At 64.6% G+C, this 18,424-nt stretch carries 18 protein-coding genes and 3 tRNA genes; 12 read left to right on the top strand and 9 right to left on the bottom strand.

From position 1 onward, the window contains the following. Positions 1-110 precede the first annotated feature (110 nt). Together JFY56_RS03530 and JFY56_RS03525 are read right to left on the bottom strand one after the other, a co-directional pair. On the bottom strand, positions 111-560 hold the full coding sequence (locus tag JFY56_RS03530; protein ID WP_208312077.1) for a hypothetical protein: 450 nt from the start codon (positions 558-560) through the stop codon (positions 111-113). Between the two features lie 23 nt (positions 561-583). After that, positions 584-1,795 (bottom strand): pyridoxal phosphate-dependent aminotransferase, encoded by a 1,212-nt coding sequence (locus JFY56_RS03525; RefSeq protein ID WP_208312076.1) that lies wholly within the window; start codon positions 1,793-1,795, stop codon positions 584-586. 314 nt (positions 1,796-2,109) lie between these two features. Between JFY56_RS03525 and msrB the strand changes: the two genes are divergently transcribed. From msrB to JFY56_RS03510, 3 genes are all read left to right on the top strand, one after another. Beyond that, entirely contained in the window at positions 2,110-2,505 is a 396-nt protein-coding gene (msrB, locus tag JFY56_RS03520) for a peptide-methionine (R)-S-oxide reductase MsrB (protein ID WP_208312075.1), read from the top strand. A gap of 107 nt (positions 2,506-2,612) precedes the next feature. Then, the gene (locus JFY56_RS03515; protein ID WP_208312074.1) at positions 2,613-3,098 is read left to right on the top strand and encodes a glutathione peroxidase; all 486 of its coding nucleotides are present in this window, start codon (positions 2,613-2,615) and stop codon (positions 3,096-3,098) included. Continuing rightward, positions 3,095-3,580 carry a MarR family winged helix-turn-helix transcriptional regulator gene (locus JFY56_RS03510; protein ID WP_208312073.1) on the top strand — a complete coding sequence of 162 codons (486 nt, stop codon included), beginning with the start codon at positions 3,095-3,097 and terminating at the stop codon, positions 3,578-3,580. The genes JFY56_RS03515 and JFY56_RS03510 overlap by 4 nt, the downstream gene beginning before the upstream one ends. Positions 3,581-3,901: 321 nt before the next feature. Here JFY56_RS03510 and JFY56_RS03505 read toward each other — a convergent pair whose 3' ends face one another. Beyond that, a complete protein-coding gene (locus JFY56_RS03505) occupies positions 3,902-6,235 on the bottom strand; it encodes a hybrid sensor histidine kinase/response regulator (protein ID WP_236032410.1) in 2,334 nt (777 codons plus the stop codon). 112 nt (positions 6,236-6,347) lie between these two features. Here JFY56_RS03505 and JFY56_RS03500 point away from each other — a divergent pair, with 112 nt between their 5' ends. Next, entirely contained in the window at positions 6,348-7,241 is an 894-nt protein-coding gene (locus tag JFY56_RS03500) for an ATP-binding protein (protein WP_208312071.1), read from the top strand. Next, the gene (locus JFY56_RS03495; protein ID WP_208312070.1) at positions 7,238-7,720 is read left to right on the top strand and encodes a GAF domain-containing protein; all 483 of its coding nucleotides are present in this window, start codon (positions 7,238-7,240) and stop codon (positions 7,718-7,720) included. Before JFY56_RS03500 ends, JFY56_RS03495 begins: the two co-directional genes overlap by 4 nt. Positions 7,721-8,128: 408 nt before the next feature. On the opposite strand, the gene JFY56_RS03490 is transcribed toward JFY56_RS03495, so the two are convergent. Further along, a complete protein-coding gene (locus JFY56_RS03490; protein WP_208312069.1) occupies positions 8,129-8,806 on the bottom strand; it encodes a glutathione S-transferase family protein in 678 nt (225 codons plus the stop codon). A 56-nt stretch (positions 8,807-8,862) separates the two neighbouring features. Next, positions 8,863-9,633, bottom strand: a complete 771-nt coding sequence (locus tag JFY56_RS03485; protein ID WP_208312068.1) for a hypothetical protein — start codon at positions 9,631-9,633, stop codon at positions 8,863-8,865. A 221-nt stretch (positions 9,634-9,854) separates the two neighbouring features. Here JFY56_RS03485 and JFY56_RS03480 point away from each other — a divergent pair. The 3 genes from JFY56_RS03480 to JFY56_RS03470 all read left to right on the top strand — a co-directional run bounded on the left by JFY56_RS03480 (position 9,855) and on the right by JFY56_RS03470 (position 10,170). Continuing rightward, positions 9,855-9,930: transfer RNA gene (locus tag JFY56_RS03480), tRNA-Glu, on the top strand. 2 nt (positions 9,931-9,932) lie between these two features. Further along, positions 9,933-10,008, top strand: a tRNA-Gly gene (locus JFY56_RS03475). Positions 10,009-10,094: 86 nt separating this feature from the next. Then, positions 10,095-10,170: transfer RNA gene (locus tag JFY56_RS03470), tRNA-Gly, on the top strand. A gap of 134 nt (positions 10,171-10,304) precedes the next feature. Here JFY56_RS03470 and JFY56_RS03465 read toward each other — a convergent pair. Further along, positions 10,305-11,384 carry an ornithine cyclodeaminase gene (locus JFY56_RS03465; RefSeq protein ID WP_208312067.1) on the bottom strand — a complete coding sequence of 360 codons (1,080 nt, stop codon included), beginning with the start codon at positions 11,382-11,384 and terminating at the stop codon, positions 10,305-10,307. 203 nt (positions 11,385-11,587) lie between these two features. Between JFY56_RS03465 and JFY56_RS03460 the strand changes: the two genes are divergently transcribed. Continuing rightward, complete coding sequence (locus JFY56_RS03460; protein WP_208312066.1) at positions 11,588-12,079, top strand: Lrp/AsnC family transcriptional regulator; 492 nt, start codon at positions 11,588-11,590, stop codon at positions 12,077-12,079. 125 nt (positions 12,080-12,204) lie between these two features. Here the strand turns inward: JFY56_RS03460 and JFY56_RS03455 are convergent, their stop codons facing one another. The 3 genes from JFY56_RS03455 to JFY56_RS03445 all read right to left on the bottom strand — a co-directional run bounded on the left by JFY56_RS03455 (position 12,205) and on the right by JFY56_RS03445 (position 15,670). Further along, positions 12,205-12,615: a PA2817 family protein gene (locus JFY56_RS03455; RefSeq protein ID WP_208312065.1), complete on the bottom strand. Its 411-nt coding sequence runs from the start codon at positions 12,613-12,615 to the stop codon at positions 12,205-12,207. A 71-nt stretch (positions 12,616-12,686) separates the two neighbouring features. Next, complete coding sequence (locus JFY56_RS03450) at positions 12,687-13,115, bottom strand: PA2816 family glutamine-rich protein (protein ID WP_208312064.1); 429 nt, start codon at positions 13,113-13,115, stop codon at positions 12,687-12,689. Between the two features lie 125 nt (positions 13,116-13,240). Next, positions 13,241-15,670 (bottom strand): acyl-CoA dehydrogenase, encoded by a 2,430-nt coding sequence (locus JFY56_RS03445; protein ID WP_208312063.1) that lies wholly within the window; start codon positions 15,668-15,670, stop codon positions 13,241-13,243. 222 nt (positions 15,671-15,892) lie between these two features. On the opposite strand from JFY56_RS03445, the gene JFY56_RS03440 reads away from it, so the two are divergent. The 3 genes from JFY56_RS03440 (at position 15,893) to JFY56_RS03430 (ending at position 18,296) form a co-directional block, all read left to right on the top strand. Further along, complete coding sequence (locus JFY56_RS03440; RefSeq protein ID WP_208312062.1) at positions 15,893-16,510, top strand: glutathione S-transferase family protein; 618 nt, start codon at positions 15,893-15,895, stop codon at positions 16,508-16,510. A 77-nt stretch (positions 16,511-16,587) separates the two neighbouring features. Further along, positions 16,588-17,520 carry an ABC transporter ATP-binding protein gene (locus tag JFY56_RS03435; protein WP_208312061.1) on the top strand — a complete coding sequence of 311 codons (933 nt, stop codon included), beginning with the start codon at positions 16,588-16,590 and terminating at the stop codon, positions 17,518-17,520. After that, the gene (locus JFY56_RS03430) at positions 17,517-18,296 is read left to right on the top strand and encodes an ABC transporter permease (protein WP_208312060.1); all 780 of its coding nucleotides are present in this window, start codon (positions 17,517-17,519) and stop codon (positions 18,294-18,296) included. Before JFY56_RS03435 ends, JFY56_RS03430 begins: the two co-directional genes overlap by 4 nt. Positions 18,297-18,424 lie beyond the last annotated feature (128 nt).

The raw sequence follows: 18,424 nt of genomic DNA, 5'->3' as shown, positions 1-18,424 counted from the left end.
TGAAATTATTGTCGTGATTCCGTGGGCGCGCGCGGCGGCGCCGTAAAGACTGTTGAAATTATGGCGGGTATATACGGGCGGCCCATACGCTATTCAACGCGGCGACTATTTCAAACTATGTCGCTGGCGCGGGGCAGATCGCTTTCGAAGACCATGCGGGTGAGGCGGGCGACGCGTTCGCCATGGCGCTCGGCGAGTGCGGAGCGCAACTGGAAGGCCAGCGTCGCCTGCTCGCGGCGCACGCTTGGCGGCAGCTCTCCATCGCGCACGGCGTGGGGCACGCAGCGGGTGAGGCGGAGGAAGGCCTTCTCGGTGAGCACCGCCTGGTCGAGGGCTTCGTAGCGGATGGCGCTGTCGAAGCGCAGGTAGCCTTCCTCGGCCAGCCAGATGAGGGTGCCCAGACAACTCTGGTGACGAATGCTCGGCAGGCCGAACTCGTCGGGGTCCTCGCGGCCGATCAGGTCCTCGACGTAGAGGGCGATCTTGCGCGGGAAGGCCCGGTACAGGGTGAGCAGGCCGGCGGCGGCATCCTTGTAGAAATCATCGATCTGCAGGTCCATGGGATGGCGCCGCCGTGCTCCGTTTACTGGCGATAGGTCTTGAGGAAGTTGCCGATGCGGCCGATGGCCTGTTCCAGGTCGTCGACGCGGGGCAGGGTGACCACGCGGAAGTGGTCCGGCCACGGCCAGTTGAAGGCGGTGCCCTGGACAATCAGCAGCTTCTCGGAGAGCAGCAGGTCGAGGACGAACTTCTCGTCGTTGTGGATTGGGCAGACCTTCGGATCGATGCGCGGGAAGGCGTAGAGCGCACCCATCGGCTTGACGCAGCTGACCCCGGGGATGTCGTTGAGCAGTTCCCAGGCGCGGTTGCGCTGCTCGTAGAGGCGGCCGTGCGGCAGCACCAGGTCGTTGATGCTCTGGTAGCCGCCCAGCGCGGTCTGGATCGCATGCTGGCTCGGCACGTTGGCGCACAGGCGCATGTTGGCGAGGATGTCGAGGCCCTCGATGTAGCTCTGCGCCTTGTGCTTCGGACCGGAAATCGCCACCCAGCCGGAGCGGAAGCCGGCCACCCGGTAGGACTTGGACAGGCCGTTGAAGGTCAGGCAGAGCACGTCCGGCGCCAGCGAGGCGGTGGAGATGTGCTGGGCTTCGTCGTAGAGGATCTTGTCGTAGATCTCGTCGGAGAACAGCACCAGGTTGTGCTGGCGCGCCAGTTCGACGATGTCCATCAGGACTTCCTTCGAATACACCGCGCCGGTCGGGTTGTTCGGGTTGATCAGCACCAATGCCTTGGTATTGGGGGTGATCTTCGCCTTCATGTCGTCAATGTCGGGGAACCAGCCGGCCTGCTCGTCGCACAGGTAGTGCACCGGCTTGCCGCCGCCGAGCGCCACCGAGGCGGTCCACAGCGGGTAGTCGGGCGCCGGGATCAGCACTTCGTCGCCGTTGTTCAGCAACGCCTGCATGGCCATCACGATCAGCTCGGATACGCCGTTGCCGAGGTAGATGTCCTCGATGCCGACGCCTTCCACCTGCTTCTGCTGGTAGTACTGCATCACCGCCTTGCGCGCGCTGAACAGGCCCTTGGAGTCGCTGTAGCCCTGGGCGGTCGGCAGGTTGCGGATGACGTCCTGGAGGATTTCGTCAGGCGCTTCGAAACCGAACGGCGCCGGGTTGCCGATGTTCAGCTTGAGGATGCGATGGCCTTCCTCTTCCAGGCGTTTGGCGTGCTTGAGCACCGGCCCGCGGATGTCGTAGCAGACGTTGGCGAGCTTGTTCGATTTGCTGACCTGCATGATGTGGTTCCCGAAGTGGACGAACCCCGCGCCAGCGGCCGGGCGTGGAGCGCTCGGCTTGGCAGGCTGTAACGCGGGTGACAGACTGGCGTCAGTAGAACTGGTCCGGAGCCTCGCGCGCCACGGCCGTATATCTGGAAAATGCCTGGAAAGCGGAGATATGAGCGAAAAAGTGCCTTTTTTAAGGCTTTTTTATCGCTGAAGGGGTTTCGCGCGGCAGATTCTGAACCAGCTCTTGCAGTCACGCATCATACGTGCGGCCCGGTTCCCGGAAAAGAGAGCGGCCGGGCTTTTTTCGAAGATGAGGTATGCCGATGGACAAGATCGAAAAGCCCCTGGAAAGCTGGCGCGAGGAACTGACGGACCAGCAGTTCCATGTCTGCCGCCTCGGCGGGACGGAGCGGGCCTTCACCGGCGAGTACTACGCCACCAAGACCCCCGGTATCTATCACTGCGTCTGCTGCGGCACGGCGCTGTTCGACTCCGACGCCAAGTACGATTCCGGCAGCGGCTGGCCAAGCTACTTCCAGCCGGTTTCCGCCGAGGCGATCGCCGAATACGAGGATTCCAGCCATGGCATGCATCGCATCGAGGTGCGCTGCAAGCAGTGCGATGCGCACCTGGGCCATGTGTTCCCCGACGGTCCGCGCCCGACCGGCCTGCGCTACTGCATCAACTCGGCATCGCTGAAGCTGGTGCCGCGCACCTGAGTTCCCGGGCCCGCCCATCAGGTCGGGCCTATCTTTTGAGTAATTGAATTGCACGCAATTTATTTGCTCGCTACGTTATCCGCATCCCACTCACCCGGAGCATCCCCATGAGCGACGCAATTCTCGATATTCCCTGCACGACCATCAAAGGCGAGCAGAAAACCCTGTCCGACTTCGGCGGCAAGGCGCTGCTGGTGGTCAACACCGCCAGCCAGTGCGGCTTCACCCCGCAGTACAAGGGATTGGAGAACCTCTGGCGCAAGTACAAGGACCAGGGGCTGGTGGTGCTCGGCTTCCCCTGCAACCAGTTCGGCAGCCAGGAACCGGGCAGCGAGGGCGAGATTTCGCAGTTCTGCGAGATGAACTTCGGCGTCAGCTTCCCGCTGTTCAAGAAGATCGAGGTGAATGGCAGCGACGCTCATCCTCTTTATGTGGAGCTGAAGAAGCGTGCTCCGGGGGCGCTCGGCAGCCAGCGCATCAAGTGGAACTTCACCAAGTTCCTGATCGGCAGGGACGGCAAGGTGATCAAGCGTTTCGCCCCGCTGACCAAGCCGGAGCACATGGTTTCGGAGATCGAAGCGCTGCTGAAATGAGCGAAGAGAGCAGGGCGCTGGCCGCCGATCCGGAACTGCTGCTGGACAACCAGCTGTGCTTCCGCCTGTATGCCGCCTCCCGGGCGATCATCCGCGGCTACCGGCCGATGCTCGACGCGCTCGGCCTGACCTACCCGCAGTACCTGGTGATGCTGGTGCTCTGGGAATGGCAGGCCGAACCGCCGGCGCAGCCCTCGGTGAAGACGCTGGGCGAGCGCCTGATGCTCGATTCCGGCACGCTCACGCCGCTGCTCAAGCGCCTGGAACAGCTCGGCCTGATCCAGCGCCGCCGCGCCCGCCACGACGAGCGCGAAGTGCATATCGGCCTCACGCCCGCCGGACTGGCGATGCGCGAACAGGTCCTGCCGCTGCGCCAGAGATTGTTATGCGGCAGCGGCCTGGACCCGAATGCCCTGGGTGAATTGCATGGCCGGCTGGGCGACCTGCTGGAGCAATTGCTGGCGCTGGGGTCGCGCCCGTAGGAGCGGGCCATGCCCGCGACCCTCGGTCCATCGCGGCCATGGGCCGCTCCTACAAAAGCAGGTCATACGTGGTTCGTAGGATGGGTTGAGCTTGCGATGCCCATCAACGGTCATTTGCACCTGGCTCATGGGTATCGCTTCGCTCAACCCATCCTACGTCCCCTGCGCCGGAGCTACCGTAGGTTGGCGCTGAGCAACGCGAAGCCCAACATCGCCATCGTTGGGCTTCACTGCGTTCAGCACCAACCTACGCGAGTTCTGGCCCAGCCACGTGGTTACGCAGGATGCAAAACAGTTGCTCCTCGATCACCCATCCAGCGGTCAACTGCCGACCGTGTGGTTGACCCAGCGTTCGAGGATGGCGACCAGTTCGTCGCGGTGGAAGGGTTTGGCCAGGTAGTCGTCCATGCCCGCCGCGCGGCAGCGTTCGCGCTCTTCCGGCAGGACGTTGGCGGTCAGGGCGATGATCGGCAGGTCCGGCCAGTTGCCGCTGTTACGGATCAGGCGGGTGGCCTCGTAGCCGTCCATGAGCGGCATGTTGCAGTCCATCAGCACCAGGTCGAACTCCTCTTCCCTGAGGATACCCAGCGCGCGCTCGCCGTTGCCGGCCACGCGCACCGCGCAGCCCAGCTTCTGCAGCATGCCCTTGGCGACCAGTTGATTGACCGGGTTGTCCTCCACCAGCAGTACCTGCGCCGCATAGCGCTGGTGGTGCCCGGTCGTGACTGCCGGCGCTGGCGCCGCTTGCACTTCGAGCGCCTTCTGCAGGGCCTGGTAGAGCGTTGCCCGGGTCAGCGGCCGCGCCAGCTGACGCAGTGGCGCGAGCTGTCGGGTGGTTTCCGGTTCCAGGAAGCTGCCGTACGCCGTCACCAGCAGAACCGGCTTTTCCATCCGCTGGCGCAGACCGAGCAGGCATTCGGGGCAGTCGGACAGCAGTGCATCCAGCTCCACGCCGGCAAGGCTGTCGTCGATATCCAGGCGCCGGTAGTCGATCTGCCAGCGCGGCAGCCAGGTCTGCAGCAGTTCCGCCAGCCCGCTGCCGACGGCGCACTGGGCGATCACCCGGCCCTTGAGTGGCGCCAGCGTGGCGGCGGGAGTGAGTGCTTGCAGCGGCAGGGTGACGGTGAACTCGCTGCCATGGCCAAGCCGGGAACTGACCTGCAACTCGCCCTGCATCACTTCGCAGAGCTTGCGGGTCAACGCCAGGCCCAGGCCGGTGCCGCCGTACTGGCGGGTAATGGCCGGATCGGCCTGGGTGAAGGGCTGGAAGATGCGCTGCAGGGAGTCCGCGGCGATGCCGATGCCGGTATCGCGCACGCTGATGCGTACTCCTCCCGGCACCGCTTCGGCACGCACATCGACGCGCCCCAGGCGGGTGAACTTGAGGGCGTTGGAGAGCAGGTTGCTGACCACCTGGCGCACCCGCGTGGGGTCACCGCTCAACTGTGCCGGCAACTGCGGGCTGATCAGGCAGGTCAGCTCCACGCCCGGCGCGGCGTGCTGCGACAGCAGGCAGGCGGTGTCCTCGATCAGCAGGCCGAGATCGAACGGGATGTTTTCCAGTTCGAACTGGCCAGACTCGAACTTCGACAGGTCAAGCACGTCATTGAGCAGCTTGACCAGCACCTTGCCCGAGTCATGGGCGATGGACAGTTGCTGGTGCTGTTCCGCGCTCAGCGGTCCGTCGAGGGCGAGGCCAAGCATGCCGAGCAGGCCGTTGAGTGGTGTGCGGATTTCGTGGCTCATGCTGGCGAGGAAGGTGGCGCGGGTCTGGGCCATGTCCAGCGCGGTCTGGCGGGCGCGTTCGAGATCCTGGTTGGATTGCGTCAGGCGCGCGTTGGCCGCCTTCAGTTCGGCAGTGCGCGCGGCGACGATGCTTTCCAGCTCGGACAGGTACTGCGTCAGGCGGTCCTCGGCCTCGCGCCGCTGCTGCATCTCCACGGAAATGCGGCTCAGTTGCTGGTTGGTGACCTGGGCCAGCACGCCGATCTCGTCGTGCTCGTGGCCGCGCGGGCAGGGCAGGTTCGGCCGCGACGGCGAGCGCGGGTCCTGGCGGCTGAGGGATTCGATCAGGCTGACCAGCGGCTTGGTCAGCAGGATGTAGAAAAGCACCAGGAGGATCAGCGAGAGCAGCAGGCTGCGCACGACGCCGGAGAGGAAGGTCATGCCGGCGCGCCGCAGGAAATCGTTGCCGAACACGAAGGTGTCGATCTTCAGGCTCAGCGTGCCCAGCACTTCGCCGGGCGCATGGTCGAGGTACAGCGGTTCCTCGTAGATGCGCAGGTGGCCGAAGAGAAAGTCGCTGACGCCGCGCAGCCGGCTTTCGCCGAACGGTCGCTCGGCCCTGGCCATTTCTGTGCCGGTGTTGTCGACGATCTCCGCCTCGATCACCGCCGGCGAGCGCAGCAGGCCAGCCACCAGTTCCCGGGCCAGCTCGGTATCGATGTTGTAGGCGATGCGGGCCGCCGGGTTGTGGCTGACATCCAGCAGCGCGCGCACTTCGCGGTTGATGGAGGCGTCCTGGCTGGCATAATCGACCCCCACCTGGATGACGCTGAGCAGCGTGCCCAGGAGGAACGCCACCAGCACGGTGAGGCCGGCCTGCTTGAACGAAAGGCGATGGGTAAGCGCAATATCCATGGGGGAGGGGAACATCGCCTCGGGGCGGCATCGGTGCCGCGTAGGATAGCCCATCCCCACCGCCAGCCGGCAAACCCCGCGCCCGGGAAATCCGGGCAAACCTCTTTCTGAACCCTGGGAGAACACTGTGGATTCCCGCCTGAACGATTTTCTCGCGCGTGCCGAAAGCGTGCTCGCGCGCCTGGAACCCTTGCTGCCGGCGATTCGCGAGTCGATCGACTGGAACACTTGCCTGGCCGCCCGCTGGCATCGCGATGGCCGCAGCGGCTACCTGCAGGCGCTGGATGTCAGCCTCGACCTGCATCTGGACGACCTGCTCGGCGTTGATCGCCAGCGCGAGCAACTGACCCGCAACACCCGCCAGTTCGTCTCCGGCCAGCCGGCCAACCACGCCTTGCTGTGGGGCGCCCGCGGCACCGGCAAGTCGTCGCTGGTGCGTGCGCTGCTGGCGGAAATGGCCAGGGACGGGCTGCGCCTGATCGAGATCGAGCGCGACCACCTGGCCGACCTGCCGCGTGTGGTGGAACAACTGCGCGGTTTGCCGCAGCGCTTCGTGCTGTTCTGCGATGACCTTTCCTTCAGCGCCGGCGAGGACGACTACCGGGTGCTGAAGAGCGTGCTGGACGGCTCGCTGGAGCAGGCGCCGGACAACGTGCTGCTCTACGCCACCTCGAACCGCCGCCATCTGGTCCCGGAGAAGGAAAGCGACAACCTGGACTGGGCGCTGGTGGACGGAGAGGTCCATCCGAGCGAGGCGGTGGAGGACAAGATCGCTCTGTCCGACCGTTTCGGCCTGTGGCTGTCGTTCTATCCCTTCACCCAGGAGCATTTCCTCAGTGTCGTGCGGCACTGGGTCGAGGTGCTGGCCGGCAAGTGCGGGCTGGTCTGGAGCTGGGACGAGGAGCTGGAGAAGGAGGCGATCCGCTGGGCGTCCCAGCGCGGTAACCGCAACGGCCGCTGCGCCTACCAGTTCGCCCGCCACTGGGTCGGCCGGCAACTGCTGGAAGGCGCGTCGGCATGATCGATCTCGAAAAAGCGGGCGAGGGGCTGAACGGATACGGGCTGCTGGCGGCCCAGGCGGAGGCGCTGTTCGCCGACGAGCGTGACTTCATTGCCAACGCGGCGCAGTTTTCCGCCTTCCTCTATCACGAGCTGGGCGACCTGAACTGGGCCGGCTTCTATCTGAATCGCAACGAGGAACTGGTGCTCGGCCCGTTCCAGGGCAAGGTCGCCTGCGTGCGCATTCCCTTCGGCAAGGGCGTGTGCGGGGCGGCGGCGCGTACGCGGGAGACTCAGCGGGTCGAGGACGTCCATGCCTTCCCGGGCCATATCGCCTGCGACAGCGCTTCCAATAGCGAGCTGGTGGTGCCGCTGGTCAAGGATGGAAAACTGGTCGGCGTGCTGGACCTGGACAGCCCGCGCATCGGGCGCTTCAGCGCCGAGGATCAGGCGGGCATCGAGCGGCTGGCGGAAATCTTCCTGCGTCTTACCGACTGCTGAATGAGCGACTGTCTTATTCCCCTCACCCTAACCCTCTCCCAAGGGGAGAGGGGACTGTCCAGGGTCGCCGGTTGGCACGGCATTCATCCCTGCGCCAATCTGCCCCCTCTCCCTCCGGGAGAGGGTTGGGGTGAGGGGGCCGGCCACACGAGAGCATCTTCGTAGGAGCAACTGTCTTGCGACCGAGGGTGCTTTTTGTAGGGTGGACAACGCGAAGCTTGTCCACCTTCCCGTCGCGCCGCGCTTGATGGTGGAAAGGCGGGGCGGCCATCCGCTTCGCCGTTTTCCACCCTACGTTCTGAAGAAATGCCTTCGGTTGGCGCTGAACGCAGTGAAGCCCAACACCTGCATCGTTGGGCTTCGCAAGCTCAGCGCCAACCTACGGAAAGCGCCGGCCGATGGATGGCCTCAGGCCTTGGCGGCGGCCGCTTTGGCCGTCATCTTGGCGATGATCGTCTGCTCGCCCGCGAGGATTTCCTGCATCGCCGGGCGCGCCACGACGCGCTCGAAATGCGCGGCCAGACCGGGCCAGCGCGAAGCGTCGACGCTTTCGCCGCCGTGGCGCATGTTTACCAGTTGGCAGACCAGGGCGATGTCCGCCAGGCTGAAGCGGTTGTCGACCAGGTACTCCTGATCGCCCAGGCAGCGTTCCAGGTAGTCGAAGTGTCGTGGCAGCTTCTCCTGCAGCGCACTCTGTACCGCGGTTTCGTTGCATTCCTTGCCCATCAGCGGCATGAGCAGGCGGTTGCGGAAGACGGTGAAGGTCGACAGCGGCGCCACTTCATAGTCGGCGTATTTTTCCAGCCAGCTGACCCGTGCGCGCGCCACCGCGCCTTCGCCGCACAGGGGCGCGAGTTCGGGGTTGCGTTCTTCGAGGTAGTGGCAGATCACGCTGGAGTCGGCCAGTGTCAGCTCGCCGTCCCTGATCGCCGGAATGCGTCCGAGCGGGTTGAGTTCGAGATACCACTCCGGCGGAGTGAATGGCGCGACGTTCTCCAGTTGGTAATCCGTGCCTTTCTCCGCGAGGAACAGGCGGACCTTCCGGACAAAGGGCGACAGCGCGGCCCCGAACACGGTAATGCTCATTCTTGGCTCCTTGAGGGAGTGGTGGATGTCAGACAGGAATGAAGTTTCGACGCATTTCAGTCATAAACGTTCTTCTTCTTCCACAGATCGTCGTCGTCGAAGGTGTTGAGCCCTTCGGCCAGCGCGGTGGTTTCCTCGAGTTCTGGCTTGGTGCTTTCCAGCACCATGGCATTGGCGCGTTCCAGCAGGGCTTCCATCTGGCGCAGTTGCGCCTGGTAGCGGCCGACGTCCTCCTGCTTGCGCAGATACTGCACGCCACGCTCGAAAGCCAGTCGTGCCTGGCGGGCATGTCCCTGCTGGAGGGCCTGGTGGCCGAGGTTGCCGAAGAACTCGATATGCAGCAGCGCCAGCAGGTGGCGAATCTCGCGCAACCAGTGCTGCGCTTCATTGTTCGCCAGCAGGCCCTCCTGGGCGAAGCGGTTGACCTGCGCGTGCAGTACCTCGAAGAGGAAGCGCACGCCCTTGGCCTTGGTCTCGCTGATGACCGGTTGCGGAGCATTCTTGACCGGGATGGAATCGCCGAGGGCCACCAGCCGTTTCAGCTCGCCGACGCGCTCGCCGAGCTGGGCGTTGCCCTTGTCCACTGCCAGCAGGCGTTCGCCGAGGTTCAGTTCGAAGCGGCTGAGCAGCAGTTTCAGGGCGGGGGACATGAACTGTCCGGGCAGCGTTTCGGACGTATCCGCGCAGCGCCGGTAGCGGTCGAGCAGGTCCGCCTTCAGGCGCGCCTGGGTCAGTTTGCGGTTTTCTACCAGATGATTGATGTAGCCAATGGCGATCAGGATGGCGATGCCGACAGCTACCAGGACTGTAATGAGAAGAGGTGACACCGTGGTGGGCTCCCGAGCGGCATTTTTTCTTCGAGTGTAATGTCTTGGTGCCAGCGCTCATAGCAGCAGCTCAAATTTTGTTCAGAAGTCTTTGATTTAAAAAAAATTTTCCAGAAGGGTTGACGATCATTCGGTGGCTCCCTAGAATGCGCGCCATTCCGACGCAACGCACTAATCGCTAGCGTAGGAATCTGGAAGATCTGTTGTAAGCTCCAGGCTGCGTCCCCTTCGTCTAGTGGCCTAGGACACCGCCCTTTCACGGCGGTAACAGGGGTTCGAGTCCCCTAGGGGACGCCATTGCGGGAATAGCTCAGTTGGTAGAGCACGACCTTGCCAAGGTCGGGGTCGCGAGTTCGAGTCTCGTTTCCCGCTCCAAATTCTCGGTTAGCGCCACAAGGCGGTGACTGAAAAATGAAATGGCGTTTGTATCCCGGTGCAAGCCGGATACGCAAAAAGTTGATGCGGGAATAGCTCAGTTGGTAGAGCACGACCTTGCCAAGGTCGGGGTCGCGAGTTCGAGTCTCGTTTCCCGCTCCAAACATGAATCGTGAAATTCGCGATTCGACGAAAAAGGGCCCAATGGGCCCTTTTTTCATTTCTGCTTCCCCGTTGTCGCTGCGGCGAGTCCGAATCGGGGAACGCTGTCCGCCTTCCCCGATCCCCATGCTGCCTCAGTGCACGGAATGCCCGTGGGCGTCGCGCCATTCCGCTTCCGCCGCCGGCAGCAGGCTGGAAGTGGGCATGGTCAACTGGTACAGGTCCTTCGGATTCGCCGGAGTCGGCACCAGGTCGATGGTCTGGCCGATATTCATCTTCACCGTCGCGTCGTACAGATAACGCAGCGCCGAGAAGTCCTCCAGGGCGAAGCCGACCGAGTCGAAGATGGTCACCTGCTGGTCGTTCTGCCGGCCTTCGGCGGCGCCGCTCAGCACCTGGTAGAACTCGACGACCGGGAAATCGGCCGGCATCTGCTGGATTTCGCCTTCGACGCGGGTCTGCGGCTCGAATTCGACGATGACACGTGCCTGCTGGAGAATTTCCGCCTGCAGTTCGGTTTTCCCCGGGCAATCGCCGCCGACCGCGTTGAGGTGCATACCGGGTTCCAGCATGTCGGCGGTAAGGATGGTGGCGTTGGTCTTGTCCGCGGTCACCGTGGTGACGATATCGGCGCCGCGCACCGATTCGCGTACCGAAGTGGCCGGAATCACCTTGAGGCCGGGGATGCCGGCCAGGTTCTGCTGCAGCTTCATCATCGCCGCAGGGTCGATATCGAAGATGCGGATTTCCTCGATGCCAAGCAGTTCGTGGAAGGCGATCGCCTGGAATTCGCTCTGCGCGCCATTGCCGATCAGCGCCATCGAGCGCGAGTTCTTGCGCGCGAGGAAGCGGGCGAGCAGGGCAGACGTCGCGGCGGTGCGGATGGCGGTCGTGAGCGTCAGTTCGCTGAGCAGCAGCGGGTAGCCGGTCTTGACCTCGGCGAGCACGCCGAAGGCCATGACGGTGAGCATGTCGAAGCGGATGTTCTTCGGATGGCCGTTCACGTACTTGAACGAGTAGAGCTCGCCATCGTCGGTGGGCATCAGTTCGATGACGCCCTGGCTGGAGTGGTTGGCGACCCGCGCGGCCTTGTCGAAGCTCGGCCAGCGGCGGTAGTCGGCCTCTATGTAGGAGGCCATGTTCCTGATTACCCGGTTCAGGCCGAGGCTGCCCACCAGGCGGCCAACGTCTTTCACATCGACATAACGTGTCATCGCAATGCACCTTCGGATTGTGGTTGCTGGCCGGTCGCCCGGCGTTGCCGTGGTGCTTCGGGATCGATTTGCACGCCCACCGCGGCAGCGGGGCCGGCCTTTACAAGGAGCCACAACCAGTCTATCTACGCCCTGGGGAATTACTTTGCTTTCGAGTGCGTGATATTCCCTGTTATGGGAAAAACAGACCAAGGTGGTGAGGTGTGAAGAAAAAAAATTCCAGGGAAGCGGAGCTGGATGCAACCGACCTCGCCATGCTCGATCTGCTCCAGCAGAACGCCAGCCTGTCCAATGCCGAGTTGAGCGAGCGCCTGTCGCTGAGCGTGACGCCCTGCTGGCGCCGGCGAAAGCGCCTGGAGGAAGAGGGCTACATCGAGGATTACCAGGCCAACCTGGACCGGCACCTGCTGGGCCTGAATATCCTCGCGTTCGTCCATGTACGCTTCGCCTCCCATGCCGACAACGCTTCGGATCGCTTCGAGGAACTGGTCAGGACGCTGCCGGAGGTGCTGTCCTGCCACAAGATCACCGGCGATGCCGATTTCCTCCTGCAGGTGCTGGAGAAGGATCTGGACGCCTATAGCGATTTCGTCGAGAACGTGCTGAGAAAGCAGCCGGGGATCGCCTCGATCCAGTCGACCCTGGCCTTGCGGGAGATCAAGTCGACGCACCGCATCCTGGTGCCGCGACCGTAGGTTGGCATCGTAGGTTGGCGCTGAGCGAAGCGAAGCCCAACATCCAGCGTGCCGGGTAGTACATTGTTGGGCTTCGCAAGCTCAGCCCAACCTACGTGATGCAGCCCAACCGTGAGGTAGGGAAATCAGTGCTTCGGCGCGTCTTCCGGCAGGGCCAGGAGTTGTTTTTCCCGCGTCCAGTCGAAGACCTCGCCGCGCTCTTCGGCTTCGAAGCGGCGTTCGTCGAGTTGCTGGTACATGGCCAGTTCCTCGTCGGGCATGAAGTGCAGGCAGTCGCCGCCGAAGAACCACAGCAGGTCGCGTGGGACCAGGTGGGCGATCTGCGGGTAGCGGTGGACGACCTGACAGATCAGGTCCTGGCCCAGGTACTGCGCGCCGACCGGGTCCTTCGGCAGTTCCACCAGCAGCTCGTCGAAACGTTCGAGGAACAGGCCGTGGTTCTCTTCCGGCACCTGCTCGGCCTCACCCAGGGCGCCGAGGATGGTGCGCAGGTGCTTGAGCAGGGCGAGGTGGTGGTCGAGATAGGCGTTGGCCATGGCGTGTCCTCCAGGATCTGAAACGGCCGCGGAGTATATAGGGTTTGCCAACCCTGCTGGCGATCGGCGTATCAGCGGAGCGGCTGCGACTGCAGCGCCCGGCGGCGGTTGTCGATGATCTGCCGCTGCTGGTCGATCTGCTGTTGCTGCTGCTGGTAACGGAACTGCTGCAGATCGCTCTGTTGCCGCTGGATCATGCGGTTCTGCAATTGGCGCTGCTGGTCCAGGCGTTGCTGGACCTCCCGCTCGCGGTCGAGCTGTTGCTGCTGCATCTGCAGGCGCTGGTCCTCGTACTGGTAGCGGCGGTCCTGCTGGTCGCGTTTCCGCTGTTCGGCTTGCTGGCGCAGGATGTCCTGCTGGCGTTGCAGCGGATCGACTACCAGGCCGGGAGTCGGCGGGGGAGTGGCGGGGCGGCTTGGATACAGCCAGTTATCGGCCCGGACTTCGGCGAGCGGAGCGCTCAGCAGGAGGACGGCGAGCAGCGTAGGGATTGCGCGCATGGTCGGTGATCCGTCGATATGTCCGTCCAGTGTGCACCCGGAAAGGCGGCGAGGGGGCGGCTGGCCGTCGGATTTCCGCCCGTCGCGAGCACGGACGCCCTGCGGCGCCCGTGCCGGACCAGGGCTCAGCGGCTGCCGAGCTCCTCCTTGGCGAAGTCATCGACATCGATGACCTGTCGCCGTGCCGCTTCCGCCTGTTGCAGGCGTTCCGCCTCGTCGCCGTCGAGCGCACCGGCCTGCAGTGCGGCGCTGATCGGCGATTCGCCGGCGGCCGGCTTGACCCGCCCGTCGCGCAGGGCCTGCTGCAGCTTCTTCTGCGCCGGGGCGGCGTCGCGCAGCAGGTCGTAGGCGGCTGTCAGCTTGCCGACCGGGTCCTGCGGATCGTTTGGCAGGAAGGCGCCGGCAAGGATCGCCTGCAAGGCCGGGCTGCCGAGCGGATGGCCGAGGATTTCGGCGATCTCCGCGTCCAGCTTGTCGCCCGGGCCCTTGTGCCGGCGGCCGAGCGGCAGCACCAGCACCTTCAGCGCGCAGCCGAGCCAGCAGTTGGGGAAGTTCTCCAGCAGCCCGGCCAGCGCCGCTTCGGCCTTGCACAGGTTTTCCTCCATGGCCCAGCGCAGCAGTGGCTGCAGGTACTCCGGATTGTCCAGGTCGTGGTAGCGCTTGAGCGCCGCCGAGCCGAGATAGAGATGGCTCAGCGCATCGCCCAGGCGGGCCGAGAGGCGTTCGCGGCGCTTCAGCTCGCCGCCCAGCAGCATCATGCTGAAGTCGGCGAGCAGGGCGAAGGCCGCCGCCAGACGGTTCAGCGCGCGGTAGTAGCGGCGGCTGACGCGGTCGCCGGGCACCTGGTCGAAGGTGCCGAAGCCGAGGCCGAGCAGCAGGCTGCTGGCGGCATTGCTGACGGCGAAGCCGACGTGCTTGACCAGCAGCCGGTCGAACTCGCGCTCGGCCTGACCCTGATCCTCGCGCTGGGCCAGGGACATTTCCTCCAGCACGTACGGATGGCAGCGGATCGCGCCCTGGCCGAAGATCATCAGGTTGCGCGAGAGGATGTTGGCGCCTTCCACGGTGATTGAGATCGGCGCGGTCTGCCAGGCGCGGCCGAGGTAGTTGTTCGGGCCGAGGACGATGCCCTTGCCGCCGTGGATGTCCATGGCGTCGGCGACGCAGGCGCGGCCGCGCTCGGTGAGGTGGTACTTGAGGATCGCCGAGAGCACCGAGGGTTTCTCGCCGAGGTCCACCGCGCTGGCGGTGAGGATGCGCGCACTGTCCATCATCCAGGCGTTGCCGCCGATCCGCGCCAGGGCTTCCTGGATGCCTTCGAAGGCGGCGATCGGCACGTTGAACTGCTCGCGGATCTGCGCGTAGCGGCCGCTGACGAAGCTGCAGGCCTTGGCCGCGGCGGTGCCGGCGGCAGGCAGGGAGATCGAGCGGCCGACCGACAGGCAGTTCATCAGCATCATCCAGCCCTTGCCGATCATTTCCTGGCCGCCGATGACGAAGTCCAGCGGGACGAACACGTCCTTGCCGGAGTTCGGCCCGTTCATGAACGCGGCGCCCAGCGGCAGGTGGCGGCGGCCGATCTCCACGCCCGGCGTGCTGGTGGGGATCAGCGCCAGGGTGATGCCGAGGTCTTCCTCGTCGCCCAGCAGGTGGTCCGGGTCATGGCACTTGAAGGCCAGGCCGAGCAGCGTCGCCACCGGGCCGAGGGTGATGTAGCGCTTCTCCCAGGTCAGGCGCAGGCCGAGCACTTCCTGGCCTTCCCACTGGCCCTTGCAGACGATGCCGATGTCGGTCATGCCGCCGGCGTCGGAGCCGGCCAGCGGGCTGGTCAGGGCGAAGCAGGGGATGTCCTCGCCCTTCGCCAGGCGCGGCAGGTAGTGCCGGCGCTGCTCGTCGGTGCCGTAGTGCAGCAGCAGTTCGGCCGGGCCGAGGGAGTTCGGCACCATCACGGTGGACGCCAGGTCGCCGCTGCGGGTGGCGAGCTTCATCACCACCTGGGAATGGGCGAGGGCGGAGAAGCCCTTGCCGCCGTATTCCTTCGGGATGATCAGGCCGAAGAAGCCCTGTTCCTTGATGAAGGCCCAGGCTTCCGCCGGCAGGTCCATGCGCTGCCCCAGCTCCCAGTCGTCGACCATGGCGCAGAGCTGTTCGGTGGGGCCGTCGACGAACGCCTGCTCCTCTTCGCTCAGTTGCGGGCGCGGATAGCCGAGCAGCTTGCTCCAGTCCGGCCGGCCGCTGAACAGCTCGCCATCCCACCACACGGTGCCGGCCTCGATGGCCTCGCGCTCGGTGTCGGACATCGGCGGCAGCACCTTGCGGAACCAGGCGAACAGCGGCGCGCTGACCAGCGTACGGCGCAGGTCCGGCGCGAGCAGCGAGACGGTGACCGCCAGCCAGGGCAGCCAGAGCAGGATCATCCAGCCGTGGGCGTGGCTGAACAGCCCCATCAGGATCAGGTAGACGGCGACGATGCCGAGGGCGGGTGCCGGGGCGACGCGCCGGTGGGCGAGCCAGGCCACGCCGAGGATCAGGACGATCAGCCAGAGCAGCAACATGCGGGATTCCTCCATGAGTTACGACAATCCATCTAGCTTAGACGGCCGGGGCGGGCAGGGTGTCGATAGGCGGAGCCGCATCGTATGAAGGACATCGATAGTCATCATCGATATGCATGCCTTTTTTCCGTGCGTCATCGCCGGTAGGGTGCTGCAATCCGGAGCCCGTGCCCGCCGGGGGGCGGGCGCCGATCCATCAACCACCGAAAAGGGCTGCATGGCATGCTGAAGATCTGGGGCAGGAAGAATTCGTCCAACGTGCGCAAGGCGCTGTGGTGCGCGGAGGAGGCCGGGCTGGCTTACGAAGCCGTCGATGCCGGCGGTGCCTTCGGCGTGGTCAACGAGCCGGCCTACCGGGCGAAGAACCCGAACGGCCTGGTGCCGATGATCGAGGACGACGGATTCGTGCTGTGGGAGTCCAACGCCATCGTCCGCTATCTGGCGGCGAAGTACGCGCCGGCGCTCTATCCCTCCAACCTGCAGCAGCGCGCCAGCGCCGAGAAGTGGATGGACTGGACCACCTCGGCTTTCGCCGGGCCATTCCGCACGCTGTTCTGGGGCACCCTGCGCACGCCGCCGGAGCAGCGCGACGAGGCCGCCATCGCCACCGCGCTAGCCGAATGCGGACGTCTGCTGACGATTCCCGAGAAGGTTCTGACGACACAACCGTACCTTTCCGGCGAGCACTTCGGAATGGGCGACATTCCGTTGGGAAGCTTCATCTATGCTTGGTTCGAAATGCCGATCCAGCGCCCGCCCTTGCCGCACCTGTCCGCCTGGTATGCGCGACTGAAGGAGCGCCCGGCCTACCGCAAGGCGGTGATGACGGCGCTGACCTGAGTGCAACAAATGGTTGCATTTGCCGCCGCGCCCCCTTATCTAGCTGTTCCTTTTTCCGCTCTGCCACGGGAAATCCCATGAGTTCCGCGCTTTCCATCCGTCAATTGACGAAGACCTACGGCAACGGCTTCCAGGCCCTCAAGGGCATCGATCTGGAAGTGGCCGAAGGTGACTTCTTCGCCTTGCTCGGCCCCAACGGCGCCGGCAAGTCCACCACCATCGGCATCCTCTCGACCCTGGTGAACAAGACCAGCGGCAGCGTCTCGGTGTTCGGCAACGACCTCGACCGCGAGCCCTACAAGCTCAAGCGCTGCCTCGGCGTGGTGCCGCAGGAGTTCAACTTCAACCAGTTCGAGAAGGTGTTCGACATCGTCGTCACCCAGGCCGGCTACTACGGCATCCCGGCGAAGATCGCCAGGGAGCGCGCCGAGAGGTACCTGACCCAGCTCGGCCTGTGGGACAAGCGCAACTCCGCCTCCCGCGAGCTGTCCGGCGGCATGAAGCGCCGACTGATGATCGCCCGCGCGCTGGTCCACGAGCCGCGCCTGCTGATCCTCGACGAACCGACCGCCGGGGTGGACATCGAACTGCGCCGCTCGATGTGGAACTTCCTCACCGAGCTGAACCAGCAGGGCATCACCATCATCCTCACCACGCACTACCTGGAAGAGGCCGAGCAGCTCTGCCGCAACATCGCGATCATCGACCACGGCACCATCGTGGAGAACACCAGCATGCGCAAGCTGCTGAAGAAGCTGCACGTGGAAACTTTCCTGCTCGACCTGAAGGCGTCCGTGCAGCAGGTGCCGGTGCTGGATGGCTATCCGGCACGCCTGGTCGACGACCACACGCTGGAAGTCCAGGTGGAGAAGGAGCAGGGCATCACCGGCCTGTTCGGCCAGCTCGCGGCACAGGGCATCGAGGTGCTCAGCCTGCGCAACAAGACCAACCGGCTGGAGGAGCTGTTCGTGTCGCTGGTGGAGAAGAACCTGTCGAGGGTGGCGGTATGAGCAGCGAACTGCAGGCCAACTGGGTCGCCCTGAATACCATCGTCTACCGCGAAGTCCGCCGCTTCGTGCGCATCTGGCCGCAGACCCTGCTGCCGCCGGCGATCACCATGGTTCTGTACTTCGTCATCTTCGGCAACCTGATCGGCCGGCAGATTGGCGACATGGGTGGCTTCACCTACATGCAGTACATCGTGCCGGGGCTGATCATGATGGCGGTGATCACCAACTCCTACGGCAACGTGGTGTCGAGCTTCTTCGGCAGCAAGTTCCAGCGCAACATCGAGGAACTGCTGGTCTCGCCGGTATCGCCGCATACCATCCTCATCGGCTACATCGCCGGCGGCGTGCTGCGCGGGCTGGCGGTGGGGGTGATCGTCACGGTGCTGTCGCTGTTCTTCACCCGGCTGCAGATGCACCACCTGGGCGTGACCGTGCTGGTGGTACTGCTGACGGCGACCATCTTCTCGATGGGCGGCTTCATCAACGCCGTGTACGCGCGCAACTTCGACGATGTTTCGATCATCCCGACCTTCGTGCTGACGCCGCTGACCTACCTGGGCGGGGTGTTCTACTCGATCCACATGCTGCCGGCGTTCTGGCAGACGGTGTCGCTGGCCAACCCGATCCTGCATATGGTCAATGCCTTCCGCTACGGCATCCTCGGCGTGTCGGACATCCGCATCGGCATCGCCATCGCCTTCATGCTGGCGGCTACGGTGATCCTCTACTTCTTCTGCATCCGTCTGCTGATCAGCGGCCGCGGCATGCGTCAGTAAGCGCTGGCGCTTCACCAGCGTGCCGTGCCCAGGGTGGACAAGCAAAGCGTTGTCCACCCGGCGGGGTGGGGTGAGCCGAAAGGATCGTGAAAGCAAGGCCCGGCACAATGCACCGGCATTCCGCCCCG

This window comes from Pseudomonas schmalbachii, assembly GCF_017589465.1.
Taxonomy (GTDB): domain Bacteria; phylum Pseudomonadota; class Gammaproteobacteria; order Pseudomonadales; family Pseudomonadaceae; genus Pseudomonas; species Pseudomonas schmalbachii.
The sequence above is the reverse complement of the archived record's forward strand: the minus strand, read 5'-3'. Positions and strand labels throughout refer to the sequence as shown.